This is a genomic window from Pseudomonas veronii, assembly GCF_002028325.1.
Classification (GTDB): Bacteria; Pseudomonadota; Gammaproteobacteria; order Pseudomonadales; family Pseudomonadaceae; genus Aquipseudomonas; species Aquipseudomonas veronii.
The window spans coordinates 4,851,505-4,871,056 of record NZ_CP018420.1; the positions used below are offsets into that span (position 1 = coordinate 4,851,505).

Sequence of the window (19,552 nt, forward strand, 5' to 3'; positions counted from 1 at the left end):
CTTTTGGGGCTCTTTTCCAAAAGTGACCCGCTGTAAGAGCGGAACCTATAGCAGCCGTTACCAAAGAAACGGATATGTACTCAACCCAAAAAAATGGTCGGCCCAGAGGCCGCCATCGGGGGCAAGCCCCCTCCCACATTTGGAACGAGGTGAACCTGTTAGATATGTATCGGCTGTCAGGGCGCCATCGCAAGCAACCCCCCTCCCACACTTAGGCCCGCGTACACCCGATAAAAACACCTGGGCCGATCAAGACACCAACCGCGCCCGCCGCGCCTTGAGCCCCGCAAACAACGACGGCGCCAACGCCACGGTCGCCGACCCCAACACCACCACCAACGCCCCCACATACCCCAGCGCATTGATCTCTTCAGCCTGCACAAAATCCGGCCACCACCACGCCGCCAGGGCCACCGCCACAAACGTCACCAACGGCGTCAGCGCCAGGGTCGCACTCACCCGCGAGGCTTCCCAATGGGCCAGGGCCTCGGCAAATGCGCCGTAGGCCACCAGCGTGTTCATGCAGCACGCCAGCAGCAGCCAGCCTTGCAGCGGGCTCAGCTGCAGGGCCTCCAGCGGATGCGCCCAAGGCGTGAGCAACACCGCGCACGACAGGTAGATCACCATCATCACCTGCAGCGAATTCCACACCGTCAGCAATTGCTTCTGGCCCAAGGCGTAGAACACCCAGATAGTAGTGGCGAGCAGAACCGTCAGTACCCCGGCGGTGTAGCTGCCCAGGGACGTCAGCAACTCCACCAGACGCTGGTTGAAGAACAGGCCAAAGCCGATGACCAGCACCACCAGGCCCAACACCTGGCCCAGGCTGAAGCGCTCTTTAAACACAAACACGCTGGCGACCATCAGGAAGATCGGCCCCATCTGCACCACCAGTTGCGCCGTGCCGGGGCTGAGCATGTTCAGACCCACCAGGTACAGCACGTAGTTGCCCACCAGCCCGCACACGGCCATCGCCACCAGCCAACCGCGGCGCGGCCCGAGCACGCGCAGGCTGGGCAAGCGCTTGACGGCGGCGAGGTAGACGAACAGGCAACTGCCGGCGACCGTCAGGCGAAACCAGGTGACGGTGATCGGGTCCATCACCTGCAACACTTGTTTGAGTTTGACCGGGAGAATGCCCCAGAGCAGCGCGGCCAGCAGGGTCAAGCAAAAGCCATAGACCCAGCGGCCGGAAGAGATGTGCATGAGTGCCCCAGAAGCCAGAGGAAGTGGAACCGGCATTCTAGGGGCAAGTACGCGGATTGGGATACGGCACTGTGCAAGTGCGGGAGCCGGCCTGCCCCCACAGTGGGCTCAGCGCACAGCTTCGAACAGCCCGGTCGCCCCCATGCCGCCGCCCACGCACATAGTGACGATGCCGTAACGCAGATTACGCCGCTGCAACTCACGCACCAGGTGCCCGACTTGCCGCGAGCCGGTCATGCCGAACGGGTGGCCGATGGAGATCGAGCCGCCGTTGACGTTGTATTTGGCATTGTCGATTTCCAGGCGGTCGCGCGCATACAGGCACTGGGAGGCGAACGCCTCGTTGAGTTCCCACAGGTCGATATCGGCCACCTGCAAGCCCTTGGCCTTGAGCAACTTGGGCACCGAGAACACCGGGCCGATGCCCATCTCGTCGGGCTCGCAGCCAGCCACGGCAAAGCCACGGAAAAACGCCTTGGGCTTGAGCCCCAGGGCCAGGGCTTTTTCCAGGCTCATCACCAGGGTCATCGAGGCGCCGTCGGACAATTGCGAAGAGTTGCCCGCGGTCACCGAGCCGTCTTCGGCAAACACCGGCTTCAAGCCCTGGAGACTGGCCAGGGTGGTGTCGGGGCGGTTGCAGTCGTCGCGCTCGACCACACCGTCGAGCACCTGCACGGCGCCGCTGTTCTTGTCCTCGACCGCGTACTTGACCGCCATCGGCACGATTTCATCGTTGAACAAGCCATCGGCCTGGGCCTGGGCGGTGCGCTGCTGGCTTTGCAGGGCATACCGGTCCTGGTCCTCGCGGCTGACGTGATAGCGGCGCGCAACGATTTCGGCGGTCTGGCCCATGGGAAAATAGAGGCCCGGCACCTGCGCTTTGAGCAACGGGTTGATCAGGTTGTCGGTGTTGACGCTTTTCATGGTCAGGCTGATGGACTCGACGCCGCCGGCGACAATGATATCGCTGCAGCCCGAGGCGATCTGGTTGGCCGCGATGGCAATCGCCTGCAAGCCCGAGGAACAGAAACGGTTGAGAGTCATCCCCGCCGTGCCGGTGCCCAGTTGCGACAGCACCGCGACGTTGCGCCCGATGTTGTAGCCCTGGGCGCCCTCGTTGGAGCCCGCGCCGACGATGCAATCTTCCACCGTGGCCGGGTCGATACCGTTGCGTGTCAGCAGCGCGTTGACGCAATGGGCCGCCATATCATCCGGTCGGGTCTGGTTGAACTTGCCGCGAAAGGACTTGGCCAGGCCGGTTCGCACGCTGTCGACGATCACTACTTCACGCATGGGGCTACCTCGATCTTGTCGTTGTTGGGAGAGCGCTCGAGAATAAATCCAGGCCCGCCCAACCGCGATGATCATTCACCCCGCCTATAGGCCTACTTCTTCTTGCCTTTCTGGTCGTGCTTGTCGGACTGGGCGAACGCCTCCTCCAACGCCAGGTTGATAGTGCGCAACACCTTGACCCGCGCCCAGCGCTTGTCATTGGCTTCGACCAGGGTCCACGGCGAGACCTCGGTGCTGGTGCGGTCGACCATATCGCCCACGGCGGCACGGTATTCGTCCCACTTCTCGCGGTTGCGCCAGTCGTCGTCGGTGATCTTGAAGCGTTTGAACGGGATCGCTTCGCGGGCCTGGAAGCGCTCCAGTTGGGTCTGCTTGTCGATGGCCAGCCAGAACTTGACCACGATCACTCCGGCATCGCGCAGTTGCTCTTCGAAATCATTGATCTCGCCATAGGCGCGCATCGAGTCCATCGGAGTGCAGAAGCCTTCGATGCGCTCCACCAGCACGCGGCCGTACCAGGAGCGGTCAAACACGGTGAACATGCCCCGTGCCGGAATCTGCCGCCAGAAACGCCACAGGTAAGGCTGGGCGCGCTCGTCCTCGGTGGGCGCGGCGATCGGCACGATGCGGTACTGGCGAGGGTCGAGGGCCGCGGCGACCCGGCGGATCGCGCCGCCTTTGCCGGCCGCATCGTTGCCTTCGAATACCGTGATCAACGCGTGCTTGCGCATGCGCTTATCCCGCATCAGGCCGGAAAGACGCGCCTGCTCGGTGATCAACTGCTCTTCGTAGTCTTCTTTTTCCAGGCTCAGGGTCATGTCGAGACTGTTGAGCAGGCTCACTTGGTCCACGGCCGCCGGCAACGGCGCCGGGTTCATGCCGCTGACTTTGCCCTTGGGTTGCCTCAGGGCGTTTTGCAGGCCCTCGAGCAGAATCTTGCCGACGGTGAGGCTGCGGTAATTGCTGTCGACCCCTTCGATCACATGCCAGGGCGCGTAGTCGCGGCTGGTGCGACGCAGCACACGTTCGCCGAAGTGGACGAACTTGTCGTAGGTCTTGGACTGCTGCCAGTCCAGCGGGCTGATCCGCCAACTGTGCAGCGGGTCGTCGGCCAGGGCCTTGAGCCGCGCCTTCATCTGTTTCTTGGACAGGTGAAACCAGAACTTGAAGATCACCGCGCCTTCGTCGCAGAACATCTTCTCCAGGCGTTCGGCGCCGGCGATGCCCTGGTCGAGCCGGGCGTCCTTGATTTCGCCCTGCACCCGGCTCTGCAGCATCTGGCTGTACCAGTTGCCGAAGAACACCCCCATGCGGCCTTTTGCGGGCAACTGCCGCCAGTAACGCCAGGCGGGCGGATGGGCCAGTTCTTCGTCGGTCTGCTGGTCGAAGGTACGCACTTCGATCAGACGCGGGTCCATCCATTCGTTGAGCAGTTTGACCGTCTCGCCCTTGCCGGCACCTTCGACGCCGTTGATCAGGATGATCACCGGGAAACGTTTCTGCTGTTGCAGCTCGAACTGCACTTCCAGCAAGGCTTCGCGCAGGGCCGGTACTTCGGTGTCGTAAGTGTCTTTGTCGATGGCATGACCGATTTCAGCGGATTCGAACATGAGCAGCTCCGTTTCAAGATCGCTCAAGACTAGCGGATTGAGCAGCAACACGCGGGAGGAAATTCCACATGCGCTTGCCGTGGGTCAATTCATTGCCGGTTGATCGGCTAGAATGGCCACCTTGCCTTTGCCGAGTCGCCCATGAACCCTGTAACCCACGCCCAGCTCGACTGGGATGACCAAGGTCGCCCGCATTCGCGGGTCTTCGACGATGTGTACTTTTCCGACCAGTCGGGCCTTGAAGAAACGCGCTATGTGTTCCTCGAACAGAACCGTTTGCAGGCACGGTTTGCCGCCTTGCCGGCGGGCGGGCGCCTGGTGATCGGCGAAACCGGGTTCGGCACAGGGCTGAATTTTCTCTGCGCCTGGCAGTTGTTCGAACAACACGCGGTGGCCGGCGCGCGCCTGCATTTTGTCAGCGTGGAAAAATACCCGCTGAGCCACGCCGACCTGCAACGCGCCCTACTCCTCTGGCCGGAACTGCAGCCGTTCGCCGCGCAATTGCTGGCGCAGTACATCGCCATCCACCCAGGCTTCCAGCGCCTGGTGCTGGATAACGGCCGTGTGACCTTGACCCTGCTGATCGGCGATGCGCTGGAGCAGTTGCCGCAGTTGGATGCACAAATCGACGCGTGGTTTCTCGACGGTTTCGCCCCGGCGAAGAACCCCGACATGTGGACCGCCGAGCTGTTTGCCGAACTGGCGCGCCTGGCGGCCCCGGGGTCGACCATCAGCACCTTCACCAGCACCGGCTGGGTACGGCGCCTGATCAATGCCGCCGGGTTCAAGATGAAGCGCACGCCGGGCATCGGGCATAAATGGGAAATCCTGCGCGGTGAATTCCTCGGCTGGCCGGCCGAGACGCCGTTGCCTGCCGCAGGTAAACCGTGGTTCGCCCGCCCGGCGCCGCTGCACGGCGAACGCAGCGCCCTGGTGATCGGCGGCGGCCTGGCCGGCTGCACCACGGCGGCCAGCCTCGCCGCGCGCGGCTGGAACGTCAGCCTGCTGGAACGCCATGCCCACCTGGCCGAGGAAGCCTCGGGCAACCCGCAAGGGGTGCTGTACCTCAAGTTGTCGGCCCATGGCACGGCCCTTTCGCAATTGATTTTGAGCGGGTTCGGCCACACCCGGCGCCTGCTCGAACACCTGCACCGGGGCGTCGACTGGGACGGTTGTGGCGTGCTGCAGCTGGCGTTCAACGCCAAGGAAGCCGAGCGCCAGGCACAGCTGGCCGCGGCGTTTGCGCCCGGTCTGCTGCAGCCGTTGGACCAGGCCCAGGCTCAAGCGCGCGCCGGGGTGGCGCTGGAACACGGCGGGCTGTTTTTCCCCGAAGGGGGCTGGGTACACCCGCCGGCCTTATGCGAATGGCAAGCCCGGCACCCGTTGATCAACGTGCTGACGCATCATGAGGCCCTTGAGTTGCAACGGGTCGACGGGCAATGGCAAGCCCTGGCCGGCGACACCCTGCTGGCCAGCGCCACGGTGGTGGTGCTGGCCGGCGCGGCCGAGATCAAGCGCTTCCCGTTCAGCGCCGAGCTGCCCCTCAAGCGCATTCGCGGGCAAATCACCCGCCTGGCGCAAACCCCAGACAGCCAGGCGCTGGCCACCGTGGTCTGTGCCGAGGGCTACGTGGCTCCGGCGCGCCTCGGCGAGCACACCCTGGGCGCCAGCTTCGACTTCAAGAGTGACGACCTGACGCCGACAGTCGCCGAGCATGTCGGCAATCTGGAGATGCTGCAGGAAATCTCCGTCGACCTGGCCCACCGCTTGATCGCCGACACACTGGCCGCCGATCAGCTCGAAGGCCGCGCCGGGTTCCGCTGCACCAGCCCGGACTACCTGCCGATTATCGGGCCGCTGGCCGATCGCGCCCTCTTCGACCAGGCCTACGCCGCGCTGCGCAAGGACGCCCGTCAGCCCCCCGAGGCCGAGTGCCCGTGGCTCGACGGCGTGTACATCAACAGCGGCCACGGCTCACGCGGCCTGGTGACCGCGCCGCTGTGCGCCGAACTGCTGGCGGCCTGGCTGGACGATGAACCCCTGCCGCTGCCCAGAAGCGTGGCCGACGCCTGCCATCCCAATCGATTCGCCGTGCGCGCGTTGATTCGCGGCACCGGCGGGTCATAACAACGGCGCGGTCAAGCGCCCGAGCGACACACTGTTGGCCCTCTTCAAACAGCCGGTCCACAACGGCAAACCGCGCAAAACTTGTATATTTGCCAACCCTATTTACCACCCGCAAATCCGCCGCCACACGCTGCGCAGGCTCACGCCCGAACAGTCAAGGCGGTTTGCCTTATAACAGATTGATCTAAAACTCCACTGATAGCCGTGTGTCAGTTTCTGGGTACGCGCCTTTTGGGCGTATTGAGTATTGACCCCTCCCCAACGGAAAAACCGGTAAGGAATTTATGTGCGGATTAGCTGGAGAACTACGTTTCGATGCCCAACCTGCCGACCTGGCTGCGATTGAGCGCATCACCCATCACTTGGCCCCACGCGGCCCCGACGCCTGGGGCTTCCATGCCCAGGGGCCGATTGCCCTGGGCCATCGACGCCTGAAAATCATGGACCTGTCGGACGGCTCTGCCCAACCGATGGTCGATGCACAGCTGGGTTTGTCCCTGGCCTTCAACGGCGCGATCTATAACTTCCCGGAACTGCGCCAGGAGCTCGAAGCCCTGGGTTACGCCTTCTATTCCGGCGGCGACACCGAAGTGCTGCTCAAGGGTTATCACGCCTGGGGCGAAGCCCTGCTGCCCAAGCTCAACGGCATGTTTGCGTTTGCGATCTGGGAGCGCGATGCCCAGCGGCTGTTCATCGCCCGCGACCGTCTCGGCGTGAAACCTTTGTACCTGTCGCGCACCGGCCAGCGCCTGCGCTTTGCCTCGACATTGCCGGCCCTGCTCAAGGGCGGCGATATCAACCCGGTGCTCGATCCGGTAGCGCTCAACCACTACCTGAACTTCCACGCCGTGGTGCCCGCGCCGCGCACGCTGCTGGCCGGCATCGAAAAACTGCCGCCAGCCAGCTGGATGCGTATCGACGCCCACGGCAACACCGAGCAGAAAACCTGGTGGACCCTGCCTTACGGCCCGCGTGAGGATGAGCAGCACTTGACCCTCGAAGACTGGACCGAGCGCGTACTCGACAGCACCCGCGCAGCCGTGGCCATCCGCCAACGCGCCGCGGTGGATGTCGGCGTGCTGCTGTCCGGCGGCGTCGATTCGAGCCTGCTCGTCGGCTTGCTGCGCGAGGTCGGTGTGCAGGACCTGTCGACCTTCTCCATCGGCTTTGAAGACGCCGGTGGCGAACGCGGCGACGAGTTCCAGTACTCGGACCTGATCGCCAAGCACTACGGCACCCGGCACCACCAACTGCGCATCGCCGAGCGCGAGATCATCGAGCAATTGCCAGCGGCGTTCCGCGCCATGAGCGAGCCGATGGTCAGCCACGACTGCATCGCCTTTTACCTGCTCTCGCGGGAAGTGGCCAAGCACTGCAAAGTGGTGCAGAGCGGCCAGGGCGCCGATGAACTGTTCGCCGGTTACCACTGGTACCCGCAGGTGGACGGCGCCAGCGACCCGTATGCAGCGTACCGCGAAGCGTTTTTCGATCGCAGCCATGACGACTACGCAGCCACCGTCGCGCCGAAATGGCTGACCGCCAATGACGCCGCCGGCGACTTCGTGCGCGAGCATTTCGCAATGCCGGGCGCCGATGCCGCCGTGGACAAGGCGCTGCGCCTGGACAGCACGGTGATGCTGGTCGACGACCCGGTCAAGCGCGTCGACAACATGACCATGGCCTGGGGCCTGGAAGCGCGCACACCGTTTCTCGACTACCGCCTGGTGGAACTGTCGGCCCGCGTACCGGGAAAATTCAAATTGCCCGATGGCGGCAAGCAGGTCCTCAAAGAGGCGGCGCGTCGGGTCATCCCGAGTGAAGTCATCGACCGCAAGAAAGGTTACTTCCCGGTGCCCGGCCTCAAGCATTTGCAAGGCGACACCCTGAACTGGGTCCGCGAGTTGCTGCTGGACCCGAGCCAGGACCGCGGCCTGTTCAATCCGGCCATGCTCGACCGCTTGCTCACCGACCCACACGGTCAACTCACCCCGCTGCGCGGCTCCAAGCTGTGGCAACTGGCGGCGCTGAACCTGTGGCTCAGCGAACAAGGAATCTGATCGATGAAACCTCTCGCAGCGGCTTACAGCCAACGCTTGCTCAAAGGCCAGGCGCCGACCTACGAGCGCCTGCAAGCGCGCCTGGCCGAAGACGGCAGCCCACTGGCCGCCGAGCCGATCGCGGTGCATTGCGGCTGGGGCCGGTTGTTGATCGGCCACACGTTTCCCGACCCGGCCAGCCTGGCCGAGGAACTGCTCAACGAGCAGGCCGGCGAGCGCGACATCGCACTGTACGTGGCGGCGCCCCAGCAGATCCTCGGGATCGATCCGCAGCAACTGTTCCTCGACCCGTCCGACACCTTGCGCCTGTGGTTCTCTGACTATCGTCCGTCGACCCGCGTGTTTCGTGGCTTCCGTATTCGCCGCGTCCAGACCGCGGCCGATTGGCAGGCGGTCAACCAGCTCTACCAGGGGCGCGGCATGCTGCCGGTCGACGCCGAGCGCCTGACGCCCCGCCACGCGGGCGGCCCGGTGTATTGGCTGGCCGAGGACGAAGACAGCGGCGCGGTGATCGGCAGCGTGATGGGCCTCAACCATCAGAAAGCCTTCCGAGACCCGGAACACGGTTGCAGCCTGTGGTGCCTGGCGGTCGACCCGCACTGCACGCGCCCCGGCGTCGGCGAAGTGCTGGTGCGCCACCTGGTGGAACACTTCATGAGCCGTGGCCTGAGCTACCTGGACCTGTCGGTGCTGCACGACAACCGCCAGGCCAAGAGCCTGTATGCCAAGCTCGGCTTTCGTGCCCTGGCCACCTTTGCGATCAAGCGCAAGAACGGCATCAACCAGCCGCTGTTCCTCGGCCCGGGCCCGCAGGCGGGGTTCAACCCTTACGCGCGGATCATCGTCGAAGAAGCCCATCGCCGTGGCATCGACGTGCAGGTAGACGATGCCGATGCCGGCCTGTTCACCCTCAGCCATGGCGGGCGCCGCGTGCGCTGCCGTGAATCGTTGAGCGACCTGACCAGCGCCATCAGCATGACCCTGTGCCAGGACAAAAGCCTGACCCACAAGGTGCTCAAGGCCGCCGGGTTGAAACTGCCGGCGCAACAGCGGGCGGGCAGCGCCGACGACAACCTGGAGTTCCTCGACCAACACCAGCGCATCGTGGTCAAACCGCTGGATGGTGAACAGGGCCAGGGCGTGGCGGTGGACCTGCAGACCATCGAAGAGGTGCAACAGGCGATTGAAGCAGCGCGTCAGTTCGACAGCCGGGTCTTGCTCGAAAGCTTCCACGCAGGCCTGGACCTGCGCATCCTGGTGATCGGCTTCGAGGTGGTCGCCGCGGCGATCCGCCGCCCGGCCGAAGTGGTCGGCGACGGCCAGCATTCCATCCGCGCCCTGATCGAGGCGCAAAGCCGCCGACGCCAGGCCGCCACCGACGGCGAAAGCAAAATCCCGCTGGACGCCGAAACCGAACGCACCCTGCACGCGGCCGGTCATGACTACTCCAGCATCCTGCCCCGTGGCGCGCAATTGGCCGTGCGCCGCACCGCCAACCTGCACACCGGCGGCTGCCTGGAAGACGTCACCGGGATCCTCCATCCGACGCTGGTCGACGCCGCCGTGCGCGCCGCGCGTGCCCTCGACATCCCGATGGTCGGCCTCGACCTGATGGTGTCGGCCGCCGATCAACCGGAGTACGTGTTTATCGAAGCCAACGAACGGGCCGGGCTGGCCAATCATGAACCGCAGCCGACAGCGGAGCGGTTTGTGGATTTGTTGTTTCCGCACAGTCAGCCGAGCGCTTGAAAGATGTATTGCCTGGAGCGGCGCTATCGCGGGCAAGCCCGCTCCCACAGGTGACCGCATTCCAAATGTAGGAGCGGACTTCCCCGCGCTGAAGCCAGCACCGCCACCGCCGCTAACCCCTCATCGAAACCATCGATGCCCTCAACCCATCAGGAGTTTCCATGACCCGAACCATTCCCGAACCGGACCTCAACTACCTGCAAAAAGTGCTGCTGGAAATGCTCGCCATTCCCAGCCCGACCGGGTTTACCGACACCATCGTGCGCTATGTCGCCGAACGCCTGGAAGAACTGGGCATCCCCTTTGAAATGACGCGCCGCGGCACCATCCGCGCCACCCTCAAGGGCCAGAAAAACAGCCCCGACCGCGCAGTGTCGGCGCACCTGGACACCATCGGCGCCGCCGTGCGCGCGATCAAGGACAACGGCCGCCTGACCCTCGCTCCGGTGGGCTGCTGGTCGAGCCGCTTCGCCGAGGGCAGCCGCGTCAGCCTGTTCACCGACAATGGCGTGATCCGTGGCAGCGTGTTGCCGCTGATGGCCTCCGGGCATGCGTTCAACACCGCCGTGGATGAAATGCCGGTGAGTTGGGACCATGTCGAACTGCGCCTGGACGCGTACTGCGCCACCCGCGCCGATTGCGATTCCCTGGGGATCGGCATCGGTGACTATGTGGCGTTCGACCCGCTGCCCGAGTTCACCGAGAGCGGGCATATCAGCGCGCGTCACCTTGACGACAAAGCCGGTGTCGCCGCGCTGCTCGCCGCCCTCAAGGCGATCATCGACAGCGGCGAACCCTTGCTGATCGACTGTCACCCGCTGTTCACCATCACCGAGGAAACCGGCAGTGGCGCGGCCGCCGCCCTGCCCTGGGACGTCAGTGAGTTCGTCGGCATCGACATCGCCCCGGTCGCCCCCGGCCAGCACTCCAGCGAACATGCGGTCAGTGTGGCGATGCAGGATTCCGGCGGGCCGTATGACTATCACCTGTCGCGCCACCTGCTGCGCCTGGCGGCGGATAACGACCTGCCGGTGCGCCGCGATCTGTTTCGTTATTACTTCAGCGACGCACACTCGGCGGTCACCGCCGGTCACGACATCCGCACCGCCCTACTGGCGTTCGGGTGCGATGCGACCCACGGCTACGAGCGCACCCACATCGACAGCCTCGCGGCCCTCAGCCGGTTGTTGAGCGCTTACATTCTCAGCCCGCCGGTGTTCGCCAGCGACGCGCAACCAGCGCAAGGGTCACTGGATCGGTTCAGTCATCAGATCGAACACGAGACCCAGATGGAGAGCGATACCCGCGTGCCGTCGGTGGACAGCCTGGTCGGCCAGAAGTCCTGACACTGGCAACAACGGTCCCGGCGCAGTAGCATCGCCGGGACTTAACCCCAGAGGCTTGTATGCTGATTCCCTACGACGCACTTGAAGTCGACACCCTGACCCGCCTCATCGAAGACTTCGTGACCCGCGACGGCACCGACAATGGCGACGACACGCCCCTGGAAACCCGCGTACTGCGCGTGCGCCAGGCACTGACCAAGGGCCAGGCATTGATCGTCTTCGACCCCGACAGCGAGCAATGCCAGTTGATGCTCAAGCACGACGTGCCCAAGCACCTGTTCGACTGAAGGTGCAGTTCAGGGATTGGGCAGCGGATGGCTGGCGGTGTCCTGGCGTTCGACGATCTTCTGGTACACCTCGGCGCGGTGGACCGACACCTCGGCCGGGGCTTGAACCCCGAACTTCACCTGGGAACCGTTGAGTTCGAGGATGTGCAAGGCGATGTCATCGCCGATGGAAATGATTTCGCCTACGGTGCGGCTTAAGACCAGCATGGCGGTTGTCCTTTTCGAGTGACAGGACCCCGACCTTGCGCGCTTGGGTGATGCTCAGCAACGGCTTGCGGTCAAATCAGGCACCACCTACAACGGTAGGTAACTTGCCTGACAGACCACATGATTTTTTGCGCCGAGCCCCGCTCCGAGATTTACGACAGTGCCCCGCTCAGCCTTTAATCGCCTGGGCCTTGGCGCGCATTTTGTCGGCCATCACGGTCATCTCGTCATACAGCAACTGCGGGTTTTTCTGCTTCAATGCCCAAGCCATCCGCCCTTGTTCGTGGGGCAGGATCATGAACTCGCCCTCGGCCACCCGCTGATAGATGTAATCGGCGATATCCGCCGCCGAGATCGGCGAGCTTTCCAGCAGCTTGCCCACCTGCGCCTTCATCGCCGGGGTCGGCCCACGGAACGAGTCCAACAGGTTGGTCTGGAAGAACGACGGGCACACCACGTGAACCCCGATTTCCTGTTGTTTGAGTTCCACCAGCAGGCTCTCCGACAACGCCACCACGCCCGCCTTGGCCACGTTGTAGTTGCTCATGGCCGGCCCTTGCATCAGCGCCGCCATCGAGGCGATGTTGATGATGCGGCCCTTGCTCTTTTCCAGCAGCGGCAGAAAGGCCTTGCAGCCCTTGACCACGCCCATCAGGTTGATTGCGATCTGCCAGTCCCAGTCTTCCAGCGACAGTTCGGCGAAGAACCCGCCGGAGGCCACGCCGGCATTGTTGACGATCACATCGATCCCGCCCAGCTTGACCTCGCAGGCCTGGGCAAAGGCGGTGAGCTGGCTGTAGTCGCGCACGTCGCAGCGTTGGACAAACCCATCGCCACCCGCCTCGCGCACCAACCTGAGAGTCTCTTGCAAGCCTGGCTCGCTGACATCCGACAAGGCCAACTGCCAACCCTCGCGGGCCCAGCGCAGCGCGATTTCGCGACCCAGGCCGGACCCGGCACCGGTGATCATCATGCGATTTTGCATAGGAAAATAGCCTTGTGGTTCACAGAAGAAGTGATCGGCAGTGTAGCGAAGGTTTTTCCTACACCCACGCACCATCCAATTGATGAATGCCCCGAGCAAACCACGGGCCGGGTCGGATACCACGGCACGCCCTAAGTTCAATCTTTTTCAACTAAGCGCAGGCATTCAGCGACGCATTAAAAGAAATAAGCAGGTCTTCGAAATGCTTTAAAAAAACACGGAATTTTCTGCGAAGCGGCACAGTCGGAGTTATTAAGGCGTCCGCGATTAAACCCACGGGCCTAACTTTAAACAACCGGTCCTTGCAGAAGGCCTATAAGGAAATACAATTATGAGCCTCATTTTAATCATCATCCTGATTCTCCTGCTGGTCGGCGGTTTGCCAGTGTTTCCGCACTCCCGTAGCTGGGGTTATGGTCCGTCGGGTATTCTCGGCGTAGTCCTGGTGGTGCTGCTGGTGCTGTTGTTACTCGGCAAGATATAAACGCCGGACAAAAAAAGAGGCCTTCATGAAGGCCTCTTTTTTATTGCCGGTCAATCAGTCCGGCTTGCCATCGACAACACCGGCGGTGTTATCCAGCAAACTTTTGGTCGCGGTCTGCAGGAACGATTCGAGCTTCTGTTTCAGCCCTGCCTCGTCCGGCGATTCCGCGATCACTTTACCGGTCGGCTCAGCGCCCAGTTCGTATTCCCACAGCTTCGGAGGCATTTCCTTAGGCAATACCAGCACGCGGTCGCCGGTGACCAGCGCCACGGTCTGATCGCTGCCCGAAGGCTTGATCACGCCGAAACCCTTGTCGCCTTCCGGCAGGTTGAGCAGGTCACGCCCCCAGCACTGGTGCAGGGTATCGCCACCCAGACGGCCCATGATGGTCGGCACGATGTCGATCTGGGTGCCCACGGTGTGGTCACGCACGCCGAACTTCTCTTGCATGCCCGGAGCAATCATCAGCATCGGCACGTTGAAGCGGCCCAGGTCCATCTCGGTGATCTGCTGCTCGTTGCCGAAACCGTGGTCGCCCACGATCACAAACAGGGTTTCCTTGAAGTACGGCTCCTTGCGGGCCTTTTCAAAGAACTGGCCGAGGGCCCAGTCGGAGTAGCGCATCGCCGTCAAATGCTCGTTGAGGCTGCCACGGTCGGTGACTTTCTCCACCGGCAACGGGGTCGGCAAGGCATACGGTGTATGGTTGGACAGGGTTTGCAGCAGGGCGTAGAACGGCTTGCCGCCTTCACGCGCTTTCAGTTCTTCCAGGCCACGGTTGAACATGTCCTGGTCGGACACGCCCCAGGTCGGGTCGGAGAACACCGGGTCGACAAAGTCGTTGCGGCCGATGAAGTTGGTCATGCCCTGGTTGCTGAAGAAACCCGACTGGTTGTCCCAGGCGAAATCGCCGTTGTAGACATACACGTCGTCAAACTTGCGCGCACTGAGCAGCTGCGGCAGGCCCGACAGCTTGTGGCTGCCTTCCGGGGTCTGCATCAGGTATTCGAAACCCGGCAGGTTCGGGAAGCACGCCATGGTGGCAAACATACCCTGGTGGGTGTGGGTGCCGTTGGAGAAGAAGCGGTCGAACAGCAGGCCTTCCTTGGACAGTTTGTCGAAGTACGGCGTGATATTGCCCGGACGCCCCAGGGCGCCCACCGAGTGACCGGCGAAGCTCTCCATCAGGATCACCACGACGTTCTTGATCGGCAGGGTTTTCTCGGCCGGTGGCGTGAAATCACGGCGCACGGCGGCGGTGTCGGTATCCACCAGCTTCTCTTGCGGCAACACCAGCATGTCGCGCACGGTCTGGGTGGCCAGTGGTTGTTCGAGGGTGGCCTTCCAGATGTTGGTGCGTTCTTCGGAGAAGCGCGACTTGGCCGCGGCGATCAACGACAACGTGCCATTGAGGCCCAATTGGTTGGCGAAGTTCGAGTCGGTGGTGTAGACGTCACCCCAACGCAGCGGCGGGCCCTGGCGCAGGGTGCCGCGAGCGGCGACCACGGCAACCAGCAGGCACACCACAAACACCGCGATGCGCGAATACCACGGCGCCACCTGGCGGGTGCCGATACTGCCGCCGCTGAACGGGCCGCGTGGGCGCGTCGCCCGGTCGGCGCCCTTGAAGGCCACGCTGAGGATCAGCGTGCCGACGGCCCAGGCCAGCAGATAGCGCACCACCGGAAAACCGTACCAGAGCATGCTCATCACGGTTTTCGGGTCTTCCTTCACGTACTGGAAGACCAGGCCGTTGAGGCGCTGGTGGAATTCGCGGTAGAAGTCCATCTCCATCAGGCCCAGGAACAGCGCGATGCTGGAGGCAAGGGTCAGCCAGAAACGGAAGAACCCCCGCGCGGCCATGGCCCGCACGCTGAACAGTGACAGCAGCAAGGGGATCGTCAGGTACACCACCAGGCGAATGTCCAGGCGCAGGCCGTTGGCGAACGCTTCCAGGAAGGTCGAGGCCGGTGTGTCGAGGATCATCTCGCGGTTGTAGGCCAGCAGCGCCAGGCGCAGCAGGGAGAACATCACCATCATGACCAGTGCACAAAGCAGCGTGTATGCCAGATGGGATTTGACGGTCGGTTGCAGCAGGCGATTAGAAGCTCGCTGCTGATTCAGGGCGTCCGGGTTTGCCATGTCGTTTCAGGACCCATTGGAGGTTTAAGTTGCGAAAAAGAGTGCAGTGGCGTCCGGCCCTCGCCCAGGCTGGCTGGGGTAGGCGGTAAACGCGATGGCGCAAATGGTGCCCGATCACTGCCGGCAACGCCATTAATTACTGAGCGCGTGCCGCAAACCTGCAACTGGCGGTGCTTGAGATAGAGCCGTTGCAGGGAGATAAAGCCGGCGAATTGTCTTGGATGAGATGTGAAAATTTCGTACAGCGAATATTTCGACACACAATATCAAGGCATTTGCTGAAACCATTGTGGGAGGGGGCTTGCCCCCGATAGCGGTGGTTCAGTCACTGTTGTAACGACTGATACACCGCTATCGGGGGCAAGCCCCCTCCCACATTTTCCGTGCCCGCTTCAGCTTGAGTGAAGCGGGCGCTCAGAACCGCACGTTGCCCCGCGGCCCGGCAATCGCCCAGATGATCAGGCCCAGGACCGGCAGCAGCAGGATCAACAGAATCCACAACACCTTGGCACCGGTGCTCGCGCCGCTTTTGAACACATTGATGATCGCCCAGATATCCAGCGCGAGGATGATCAGCCCGACCAGACCGTTGAAAGTGGAACCCATGGTGTCGCTCCTAAGTGAGGGCATGCCCTTGTAGGATAGCCAGCCCTGGCTGGGGTTCCGTTTTATTTCAGACGTGGACCGCGACCCGCAGGGCTTCCAGGGACGGTTCGCCGTGGATGCCGACTTCGGCGCACAGTTCCAGTACGCGCGGCAGGTCGTTGCCGTACACCAGCACGGCCTGGATCTCGTCATCCAGCGGCTGGCTGAAGTTCAGCAACACATAACCACCGTCTTGCGGGCTGAGCGCACTCATCTGGATCTGGATGCGATTGAGCGCGGTGAGGGCTTCGGTCTTGGCCAGTTGCTTGGGCTTGAGGTTGAACGCCACGCCGGGGCCGAACGAGGCGACGATCTGCGCAAACAGGTCGCCATAGGTGTCGGCCTGGAACAGCACCGTGTCCGGCAGGCTGCCGACCACCACCCACTCGCCCAGCGGAATCGGGAAAGTATCGTCGTAGTTGATGTCCGGGTTCGCCGCCAGAAAGGCCACCGGGTCGGCGTAGGCCTGCGCCGCTTCCTCGGCGATTCGCGCCACCTCGTCGTCGCCCATGACGCCGGCGCTGATTTTACGGATGAGTTCGACGAGGGCGTTTTTCATGAAGGGGTCCTGTGGCGGGCGGGTTTTCGAGGGCGCGTAGCCTACACCAGTTTCTGCAACTGCGCCGCCGTATCCACCGCGCCCATGGTCTGTGCCGCGGCCAATGCCGTGGCGCCCTGGGCGTCGGCAGTCTTGGGGTTGGCGCCCTGGCTGAGCAGGTAGTCGACCATTTCGACGCGGTTGAACATTGCGGCCATCATCAACGCCGTGCGGCCGTCGGACGACGACGCGTCAACCGGCGCGCCGCCTTCGATCAGCGCCTTGACCACGGGCAAGTTGCCCTTGAACGCCGCGCCGGCGATCGGCAGTTGATGCTTGTCGTTGGCGATCTGTGGGTCGGCCTTGAACTCCAGCAGCACTTTGACCGCGTCGGCGTGGCCGTGATAGGCGGCCAGCATCAGCAAGGTGTCGCCATTGTGGTTACGCAGGTTGGCTGGCAAGCCCTTGGCCAGCAGCGCGGCAAGCAAGGCGGCATCGCCTCTGCGCGCGACGTCGAAGACCTGCTCGGCAAATTCGGCGGCTTCGTCTTCGGTCATTTGTTTGGCATGGTCTGACATGTGGGGGCTCCTTGTCTGGTGCGGCTTCGGGTACTGAAGAGTAGGCGCCCAGTGTCGCGAGGGAGTTCCCCACTGTCATGGTTTTTTTGTCAACAGCCACCATAGGCAGAATCAATAGCGGAACTGTCCGCCCTGGATCTGCGCCAACAATTGCCCGGTGACCGGCACATAGCAATCCGAACCGGGCAGCCAGGCGTAGACCGGGTCGTTGCCGGCCTTGGCCGGGTCGAACGCTTCTTCCTTGAGCCGCACTTTCTGGTATTTGAACGTGCCCGTTGTCTCCATCTTCATCTTGATCCGCAGGAACAGCGGCACCGCATAGTGCGGCAACTGGCCATGAGCGAACTGCAGCAACTCGCGCATATCCAGGGCGGCCAGGGATTCGCTGGGGGTGATGGCGACCATGCCGGCGCGGCCATTGGTGTTTTCGATCTCGACACCGTAGGCCACCACCTCGGCGATCTGCGGGTGTTGCAACAGGATGTTCTCGACCTCGGTGGTGGAAACGTTTTCGCCTTTCCAGCGATAGGTGTCGCCCAGGCGATCGACAAATTGCGCATGGCCGAAACCGATGCTGCGCAGCAAATCGCCGGTATTGAAGTAACGGTCGCCCTTTTCGAACACGTCGGTCAGCACCACCTTGCGGTTCTTTTCCGGGTCGGTGTAACCGTCGAACGGGGCCTTTTCATCGATCCTCGCCAGCAACAGGCCCTGCCCGCCCGTTTGCACCTTGCGCATGAAACCATCGGCGCCACGCAGCGGCTCACCGTTGTCGTGGGCGTAGTCCACCAGCGCCCAGCGCTGCAGGCAGAAGCCGATGGTGTTGTCGAAATTCAACACATTGGTGAAGCCGATATTGCCGTCACTCGCGGCATACAGCTCACAGATATGCTCGACGCCAAAGCGTTGCTTGAACTGCGCCCACACACCGGGCCGCAGGCCATTGCCGACCATCTTGATCACCCGGTTGTCACGGTCCTGGGCGCTGGCCGGCTGGTCGAGCAGGTAACGGCACAGCTCACCGACATAACCCAGGGTGGTCGCGTTGAACTTGCGCACATCGCCCCAGAACTGGCTGGCGCTGAATTTGCGGCGAATCGCGAACCCCGACGCGCCGACGATCGCCGAGCCCCAGCACACGCAAAGGCCGGTGGCGTGGTACAGCGGCAAGGTGCAATACATGACGTCGGCGGGGCCCATGTCGAGGGCGATGCTGGCGAAGCTGACCGCGGTTTTGGTCCAGCGGCCATGTTTCATGATGCCGGCCTTGGGCAAGCCGGTGGTGCCGGAGGTGTAGATATAGAAGCACGGGTCGTTGAAAAAGATCTGCCGGGAACTGGCCGGGTTGTCCAGCGCGCACTCGGCGCTGGCCGCCATCAGGTCGATATAGCCGGCAGGCACCGCGCTGCCGGGTTGATCCGCGACAAACCAGGTGCGATCGGCCGCGATCGCCACTTGATCGCGCACCGCTGTGTAGGCCTCCACCAACTCCGCCCCCACCACAATCGCCACCGGGTTGACCAGATTCAGGCTGTGTACCAGCGCCGCCTGGGTTTGCGAGGTATTGAGCATGGCGCAGATGCCGCCCAGCTTGGCCACGGCCAGCACGTTGAGCAGCAATTCGGGGCGATTCTCAATAAACAGCGCCACCACATCGCCTTTGCGGATGCCCTGGCTCTGCAGGTGGTGGGCGATGCGGTTCGCACGCTGGTTGGCATCGCGGTAACTGAGCACGCTGTCGCCGTACAACAACGCCGCGCCGTCAGGGTTGCGCAGGGCGGCTTGCTCGAAATGCCAGCCCAGGCCACAGGGCTGCGCGGGGTCGGTGACATTCGCGGCACGCATGCCGCGGACCACCCGTGGCAAGGCGCGGACGATGGCGGGCACCTTACGCAGCAGCATGCTCCAGGTAATCATGTCGTTTTGCGGATGGCGCATGGAGGAACGTCCTTTTTCTTATTCTTCGTCGGGGCCAGAAACTCCGGCATTTTTTGCAGGCAGGAAGCCAAATGCTCAGGGGAAAATACGCCAGCCGTTCTTCGACTGTACACGCGGGATTTGAAATGTTTTGTATCCCGAAGCCGCAACCGACCCACAGGGAATTTTGCGACACATCGGCAGTCCCTATCAGTGACGAGGCGCCCGCCCGGCCGGATCGAGTAGCGCAAAATGCAGGATGCATGATGGCCATTCATGCAATTTGCACGAAATCAAAAATCCTGACTTTTTACAAGTTATTGATTTTTAAAGACTTTATATAAAAACGTGAGATGGCACAATCACTGCACCTATCACTCC

At 62.8% G+C, this 19,552-nt stretch carries 16 protein-coding genes; 6 read left to right on the top strand and 10 right to left on the bottom strand.

What is annotated here, in order from left to right:
* Positions 1 to 249: 249 nt before the first annotated feature.
* The 3 genes from PverR02_RS22095 to pap all read right to left on the bottom strand — a co-directional run bounded on the left by PverR02_RS22095 (position 250) and on the right by pap (position 4,109).
* The gene (locus PverR02_RS22095) at positions 250 to 1,206 is read right to left on the bottom strand and encodes a DMT family transporter (RefSeq protein WP_046382585.1); all 957 of its coding nucleotides are present in this window, start codon (positions 1,204 to 1,206) and stop codon (positions 250 to 252) included.
* A 108-nt stretch (positions 1,207 to 1,314) separates the two neighbouring features.
* Positions 1,315 to 2,499 carry a thiolase family protein gene (locus PverR02_RS22100; RefSeq protein ID WP_046483950.1) on the bottom strand — a complete coding sequence of 395 codons (1,185 nt, stop codon included), beginning with the start codon at positions 2,497 to 2,499 and terminating at the stop codon, positions 1,315 to 1,317.
* 92 nt (positions 2,500 to 2,591) lie between these two features.
* Positions 2,592 to 4,109 carry a polyphosphate:AMP phosphotransferase gene (gene pap, locus PverR02_RS22105; RefSeq protein WP_046382583.1) on the bottom strand — a complete coding sequence of 506 codons (1,518 nt, stop codon included), beginning with the start codon at positions 4,107 to 4,109 and terminating at the stop codon, positions 2,592 to 2,594.
* Positions 4,110 to 4,250: 141 nt separating this feature from the next.
* On the opposite strand from pap, the gene mnmC reads away from it, so the two are divergent.
* The 5 genes from mnmC to PverR02_RS22130 all read left to right on the top strand — a co-directional run bounded on the left by mnmC (position 4,251) and on the right by PverR02_RS22130 (position 11,675).
* A complete protein-coding gene (gene mnmC, locus PverR02_RS22110) occupies positions 4,251 to 6,236 on the top strand; it encodes a bifunctional tRNA (5-methylaminomethyl-2-thiouridine)(34)-methyltransferase MnmD/FAD-dependent 5-carboxymethylaminomethyl-2-thiouridine(34) oxidoreductase MnmC (protein ID WP_079444415.1) in 1,986 nt (661 codons plus the stop codon).
* A gap of 284 nt (positions 6,237 to 6,520) precedes the next feature.
* Positions 6,521 to 8,293: an N-acetylglutaminylglutamine amidotransferase gene (locus PverR02_RS22115; RefSeq protein ID WP_079444416.1), complete on the top strand. Its 1,773-nt coding sequence runs from the start codon at positions 6,521 to 6,523 to the stop codon at positions 8,291 to 8,293.
* Between the two features lie 3 nt (positions 8,294 to 8,296).
* The gene (ngg, locus tag PverR02_RS22120) at positions 8,297 to 10,042 is read left to right on the top strand and encodes an N-acetylglutaminylglutamine synthetase (RefSeq protein ID WP_079444417.1); all 1,746 of its coding nucleotides are present in this window, start codon (positions 8,297 to 8,299) and stop codon (positions 10,040 to 10,042) included.
* Between the two features lie 161 nt (positions 10,043 to 10,203).
* Complete coding sequence (locus tag PverR02_RS22125) at positions 10,204 to 11,388, top strand: osmoprotectant NAGGN system M42 family peptidase (protein ID WP_046382579.1); 1,185 nt, start codon at positions 10,204 to 10,206, stop codon at positions 11,386 to 11,388.
* 59 nt (positions 11,389 to 11,447) lie between these two features.
* The gene (locus PverR02_RS22130; RefSeq protein ID WP_003236706.1) at positions 11,448 to 11,675 is read left to right on the top strand and encodes a YheU family protein; all 228 of its coding nucleotides are present in this window, start codon (positions 11,448 to 11,450) and stop codon (positions 11,673 to 11,675) included.
* 9 nt (positions 11,676 to 11,684) lie between these two features.
* On the opposite strand, the gene csrA is transcribed toward PverR02_RS22130, so the two are convergent.
* Together csrA and PverR02_RS22140 are read right to left on the bottom strand one after the other, a co-directional pair.
* Positions 11,685 to 11,882: a carbon storage regulator CsrA gene (csrA, locus tag PverR02_RS22135; RefSeq protein ID WP_017845857.1), complete on the bottom strand. Its 198-nt coding sequence runs from the start codon at positions 11,880 to 11,882 to the stop codon at positions 11,685 to 11,687.
* Positions 11,883 to 12,051: 169 nt separating this feature from the next.
* Entirely contained in the window at positions 12,052 to 12,867 is an 816-nt protein-coding gene (locus PverR02_RS22140) for an SDR family oxidoreductase (protein WP_046382578.1), read from the bottom strand.
* A gap of 331 nt (positions 12,868 to 13,198) precedes the next feature.
* Here PverR02_RS22140 and PverR02_RS22145 point away from each other — a divergent pair, with 331 nt between their 5' ends.
* Positions 13,199 to 13,351, top strand: coding sequence for a DUF3309 family protein (locus PverR02_RS22145; RefSeq protein WP_010208879.1), 153 nt, complete (start codon positions 13,199 to 13,201; stop codon positions 13,349 to 13,351).
* A 54-nt stretch (positions 13,352 to 13,405) separates the two neighbouring features.
* Here the strand turns inward: PverR02_RS22145 and PverR02_RS22150 are convergent, their stop codons facing one another.
* The 5 genes from PverR02_RS22150 to PverR02_RS22170 form a co-directional block, all read right to left on the bottom strand.
* On the bottom strand, positions 13,406 to 15,493 hold the full coding sequence (locus PverR02_RS22150) for an LTA synthase family protein (protein WP_046382577.1): 2,088 nt from the start codon (positions 15,491 to 15,493) through the stop codon (positions 13,406 to 13,408).
* Between the two features lie 414 nt (positions 15,494 to 15,907).
* Positions 15,908 to 16,099 (bottom strand): PLDc N-terminal domain-containing protein, encoded by a 192-nt coding sequence (locus PverR02_RS22155; RefSeq protein WP_010567448.1) that lies wholly within the window; start codon positions 16,097 to 16,099, stop codon positions 15,908 to 15,910.
* Between the two features lie 67 nt (positions 16,100 to 16,166).
* Positions 16,167 to 16,697 carry a hypothetical protein gene (locus PverR02_RS22160; RefSeq protein ID WP_017845854.1) on the bottom strand — a complete coding sequence of 177 codons (531 nt, stop codon included), beginning with the start codon at positions 16,695 to 16,697 and terminating at the stop codon, positions 16,167 to 16,169.
* A 41-nt stretch (positions 16,698 to 16,738) separates the two neighbouring features.
* Positions 16,739 to 17,254: an ankyrin repeat domain-containing protein gene (locus PverR02_RS22165; RefSeq protein ID WP_017845853.1), complete on the bottom strand. Its 516-nt coding sequence runs from the start codon at positions 17,252 to 17,254 to the stop codon at positions 16,739 to 16,741.
* A 111-nt stretch (positions 17,255 to 17,365) separates the two neighbouring features.
* On the bottom strand, positions 17,366 to 19,192 hold the full coding sequence (locus PverR02_RS22170; protein WP_079444418.1) for a long-chain-acyl-CoA synthetase: 1,827 nt from the start codon (positions 19,190 to 19,192) through the stop codon (positions 17,366 to 17,368).
* Between the last annotated feature and the right edge of the window lie 360 nt (positions 19,193 to 19,552).

Coding starts and splice junctions, on each gene's coding strand:
- PverR02_RS22095 (WP_046382585.1), bottom strand. CDS start 1,206: ATGCACATCTCTTCCGGCCGCTGGGTCTATGGCTTTTGCTTGACCCTG.
- PverR02_RS22100 (WP_046483950.1), bottom strand. CDS start 2,499: ATGCGTGAAGTAGTGATCGTCGACAGCGTGCGAACCGGCCTGGCCAAG.
- pap (WP_046382583.1), bottom strand. CDS start 4,109: ATGTTCGAATCCGCTGAAATCGGTCATGCCATCGACAAAGACACTTAC.
- mnmC (WP_079444415.1), top strand. CDS start 4,251: ATGAACCCTGTAACCCACGCCCAGCTCGACTGGGATGACCAAGGTCGC.
- PverR02_RS22115 (WP_079444416.1), top strand. CDS start 6,521: ATGTGCGGATTAGCTGGAGAACTACGTTTCGATGCCCAACCTGCCGAC.
- ngg (WP_079444417.1), top strand. CDS start 8,297: ATGAAACCTCTCGCAGCGGCTTACAGCCAACGCTTGCTCAAAGGCCAG.
- PverR02_RS22125 (WP_046382579.1), top strand. CDS start 10,204: ATGACCCGAACCATTCCCGAACCGGACCTCAACTACCTGCAAAAAGTG.
- PverR02_RS22130 (WP_003236706.1), top strand. CDS start 11,448: ATGCTGATTCCCTACGACGCACTTGAAGTCGACACCCTGACCCGCCTC.
- csrA (WP_017845857.1), bottom strand. CDS start 11,882: ATGCTGGTCTTAAGCCGCACCGTAGGCGAAATCATTTCCATCGGCGAT.
- PverR02_RS22140 (WP_046382578.1), bottom strand. CDS start 12,867: ATGCAAAATCGCATGATGATCACCGGTGCCGGGTCCGGCCTGGGTCGC.
- PverR02_RS22145 (WP_010208879.1), top strand. CDS start 13,199: ATGAGCCTCATTTTAATCATCATCCTGATTCTCCTGCTGGTCGGCGGT.
- PverR02_RS22150 (WP_046382577.1), bottom strand. CDS start 15,493: ATGGCAAACCCGGACGCCCTGAATCAGCAGCGAGCTTCTAATCGCCTG.
- PverR02_RS22155 (WP_010567448.1), bottom strand. CDS start 16,099: ATGGGTTCCACTTTCAACGGTCTGGTCGGGCTGATCATCCTCGCGCTG.
- PverR02_RS22160 (WP_017845854.1), bottom strand. CDS start 16,697: ATGAAAAACGCCCTCGTCGAACTCATCCGTAAAATCAGCGCCGGCGTC.
- PverR02_RS22165 (WP_017845853.1), bottom strand. CDS start 17,254: ATGTCAGACCATGCCAAACAAATGACCGAAGACGAAGCCGCCGAATTT.
- PverR02_RS22170 (WP_079444418.1), bottom strand. CDS start 19,192: ATGCGCCATCCGCAAAACGACATGATTACCTGGAGCATGCTGCTGCGT.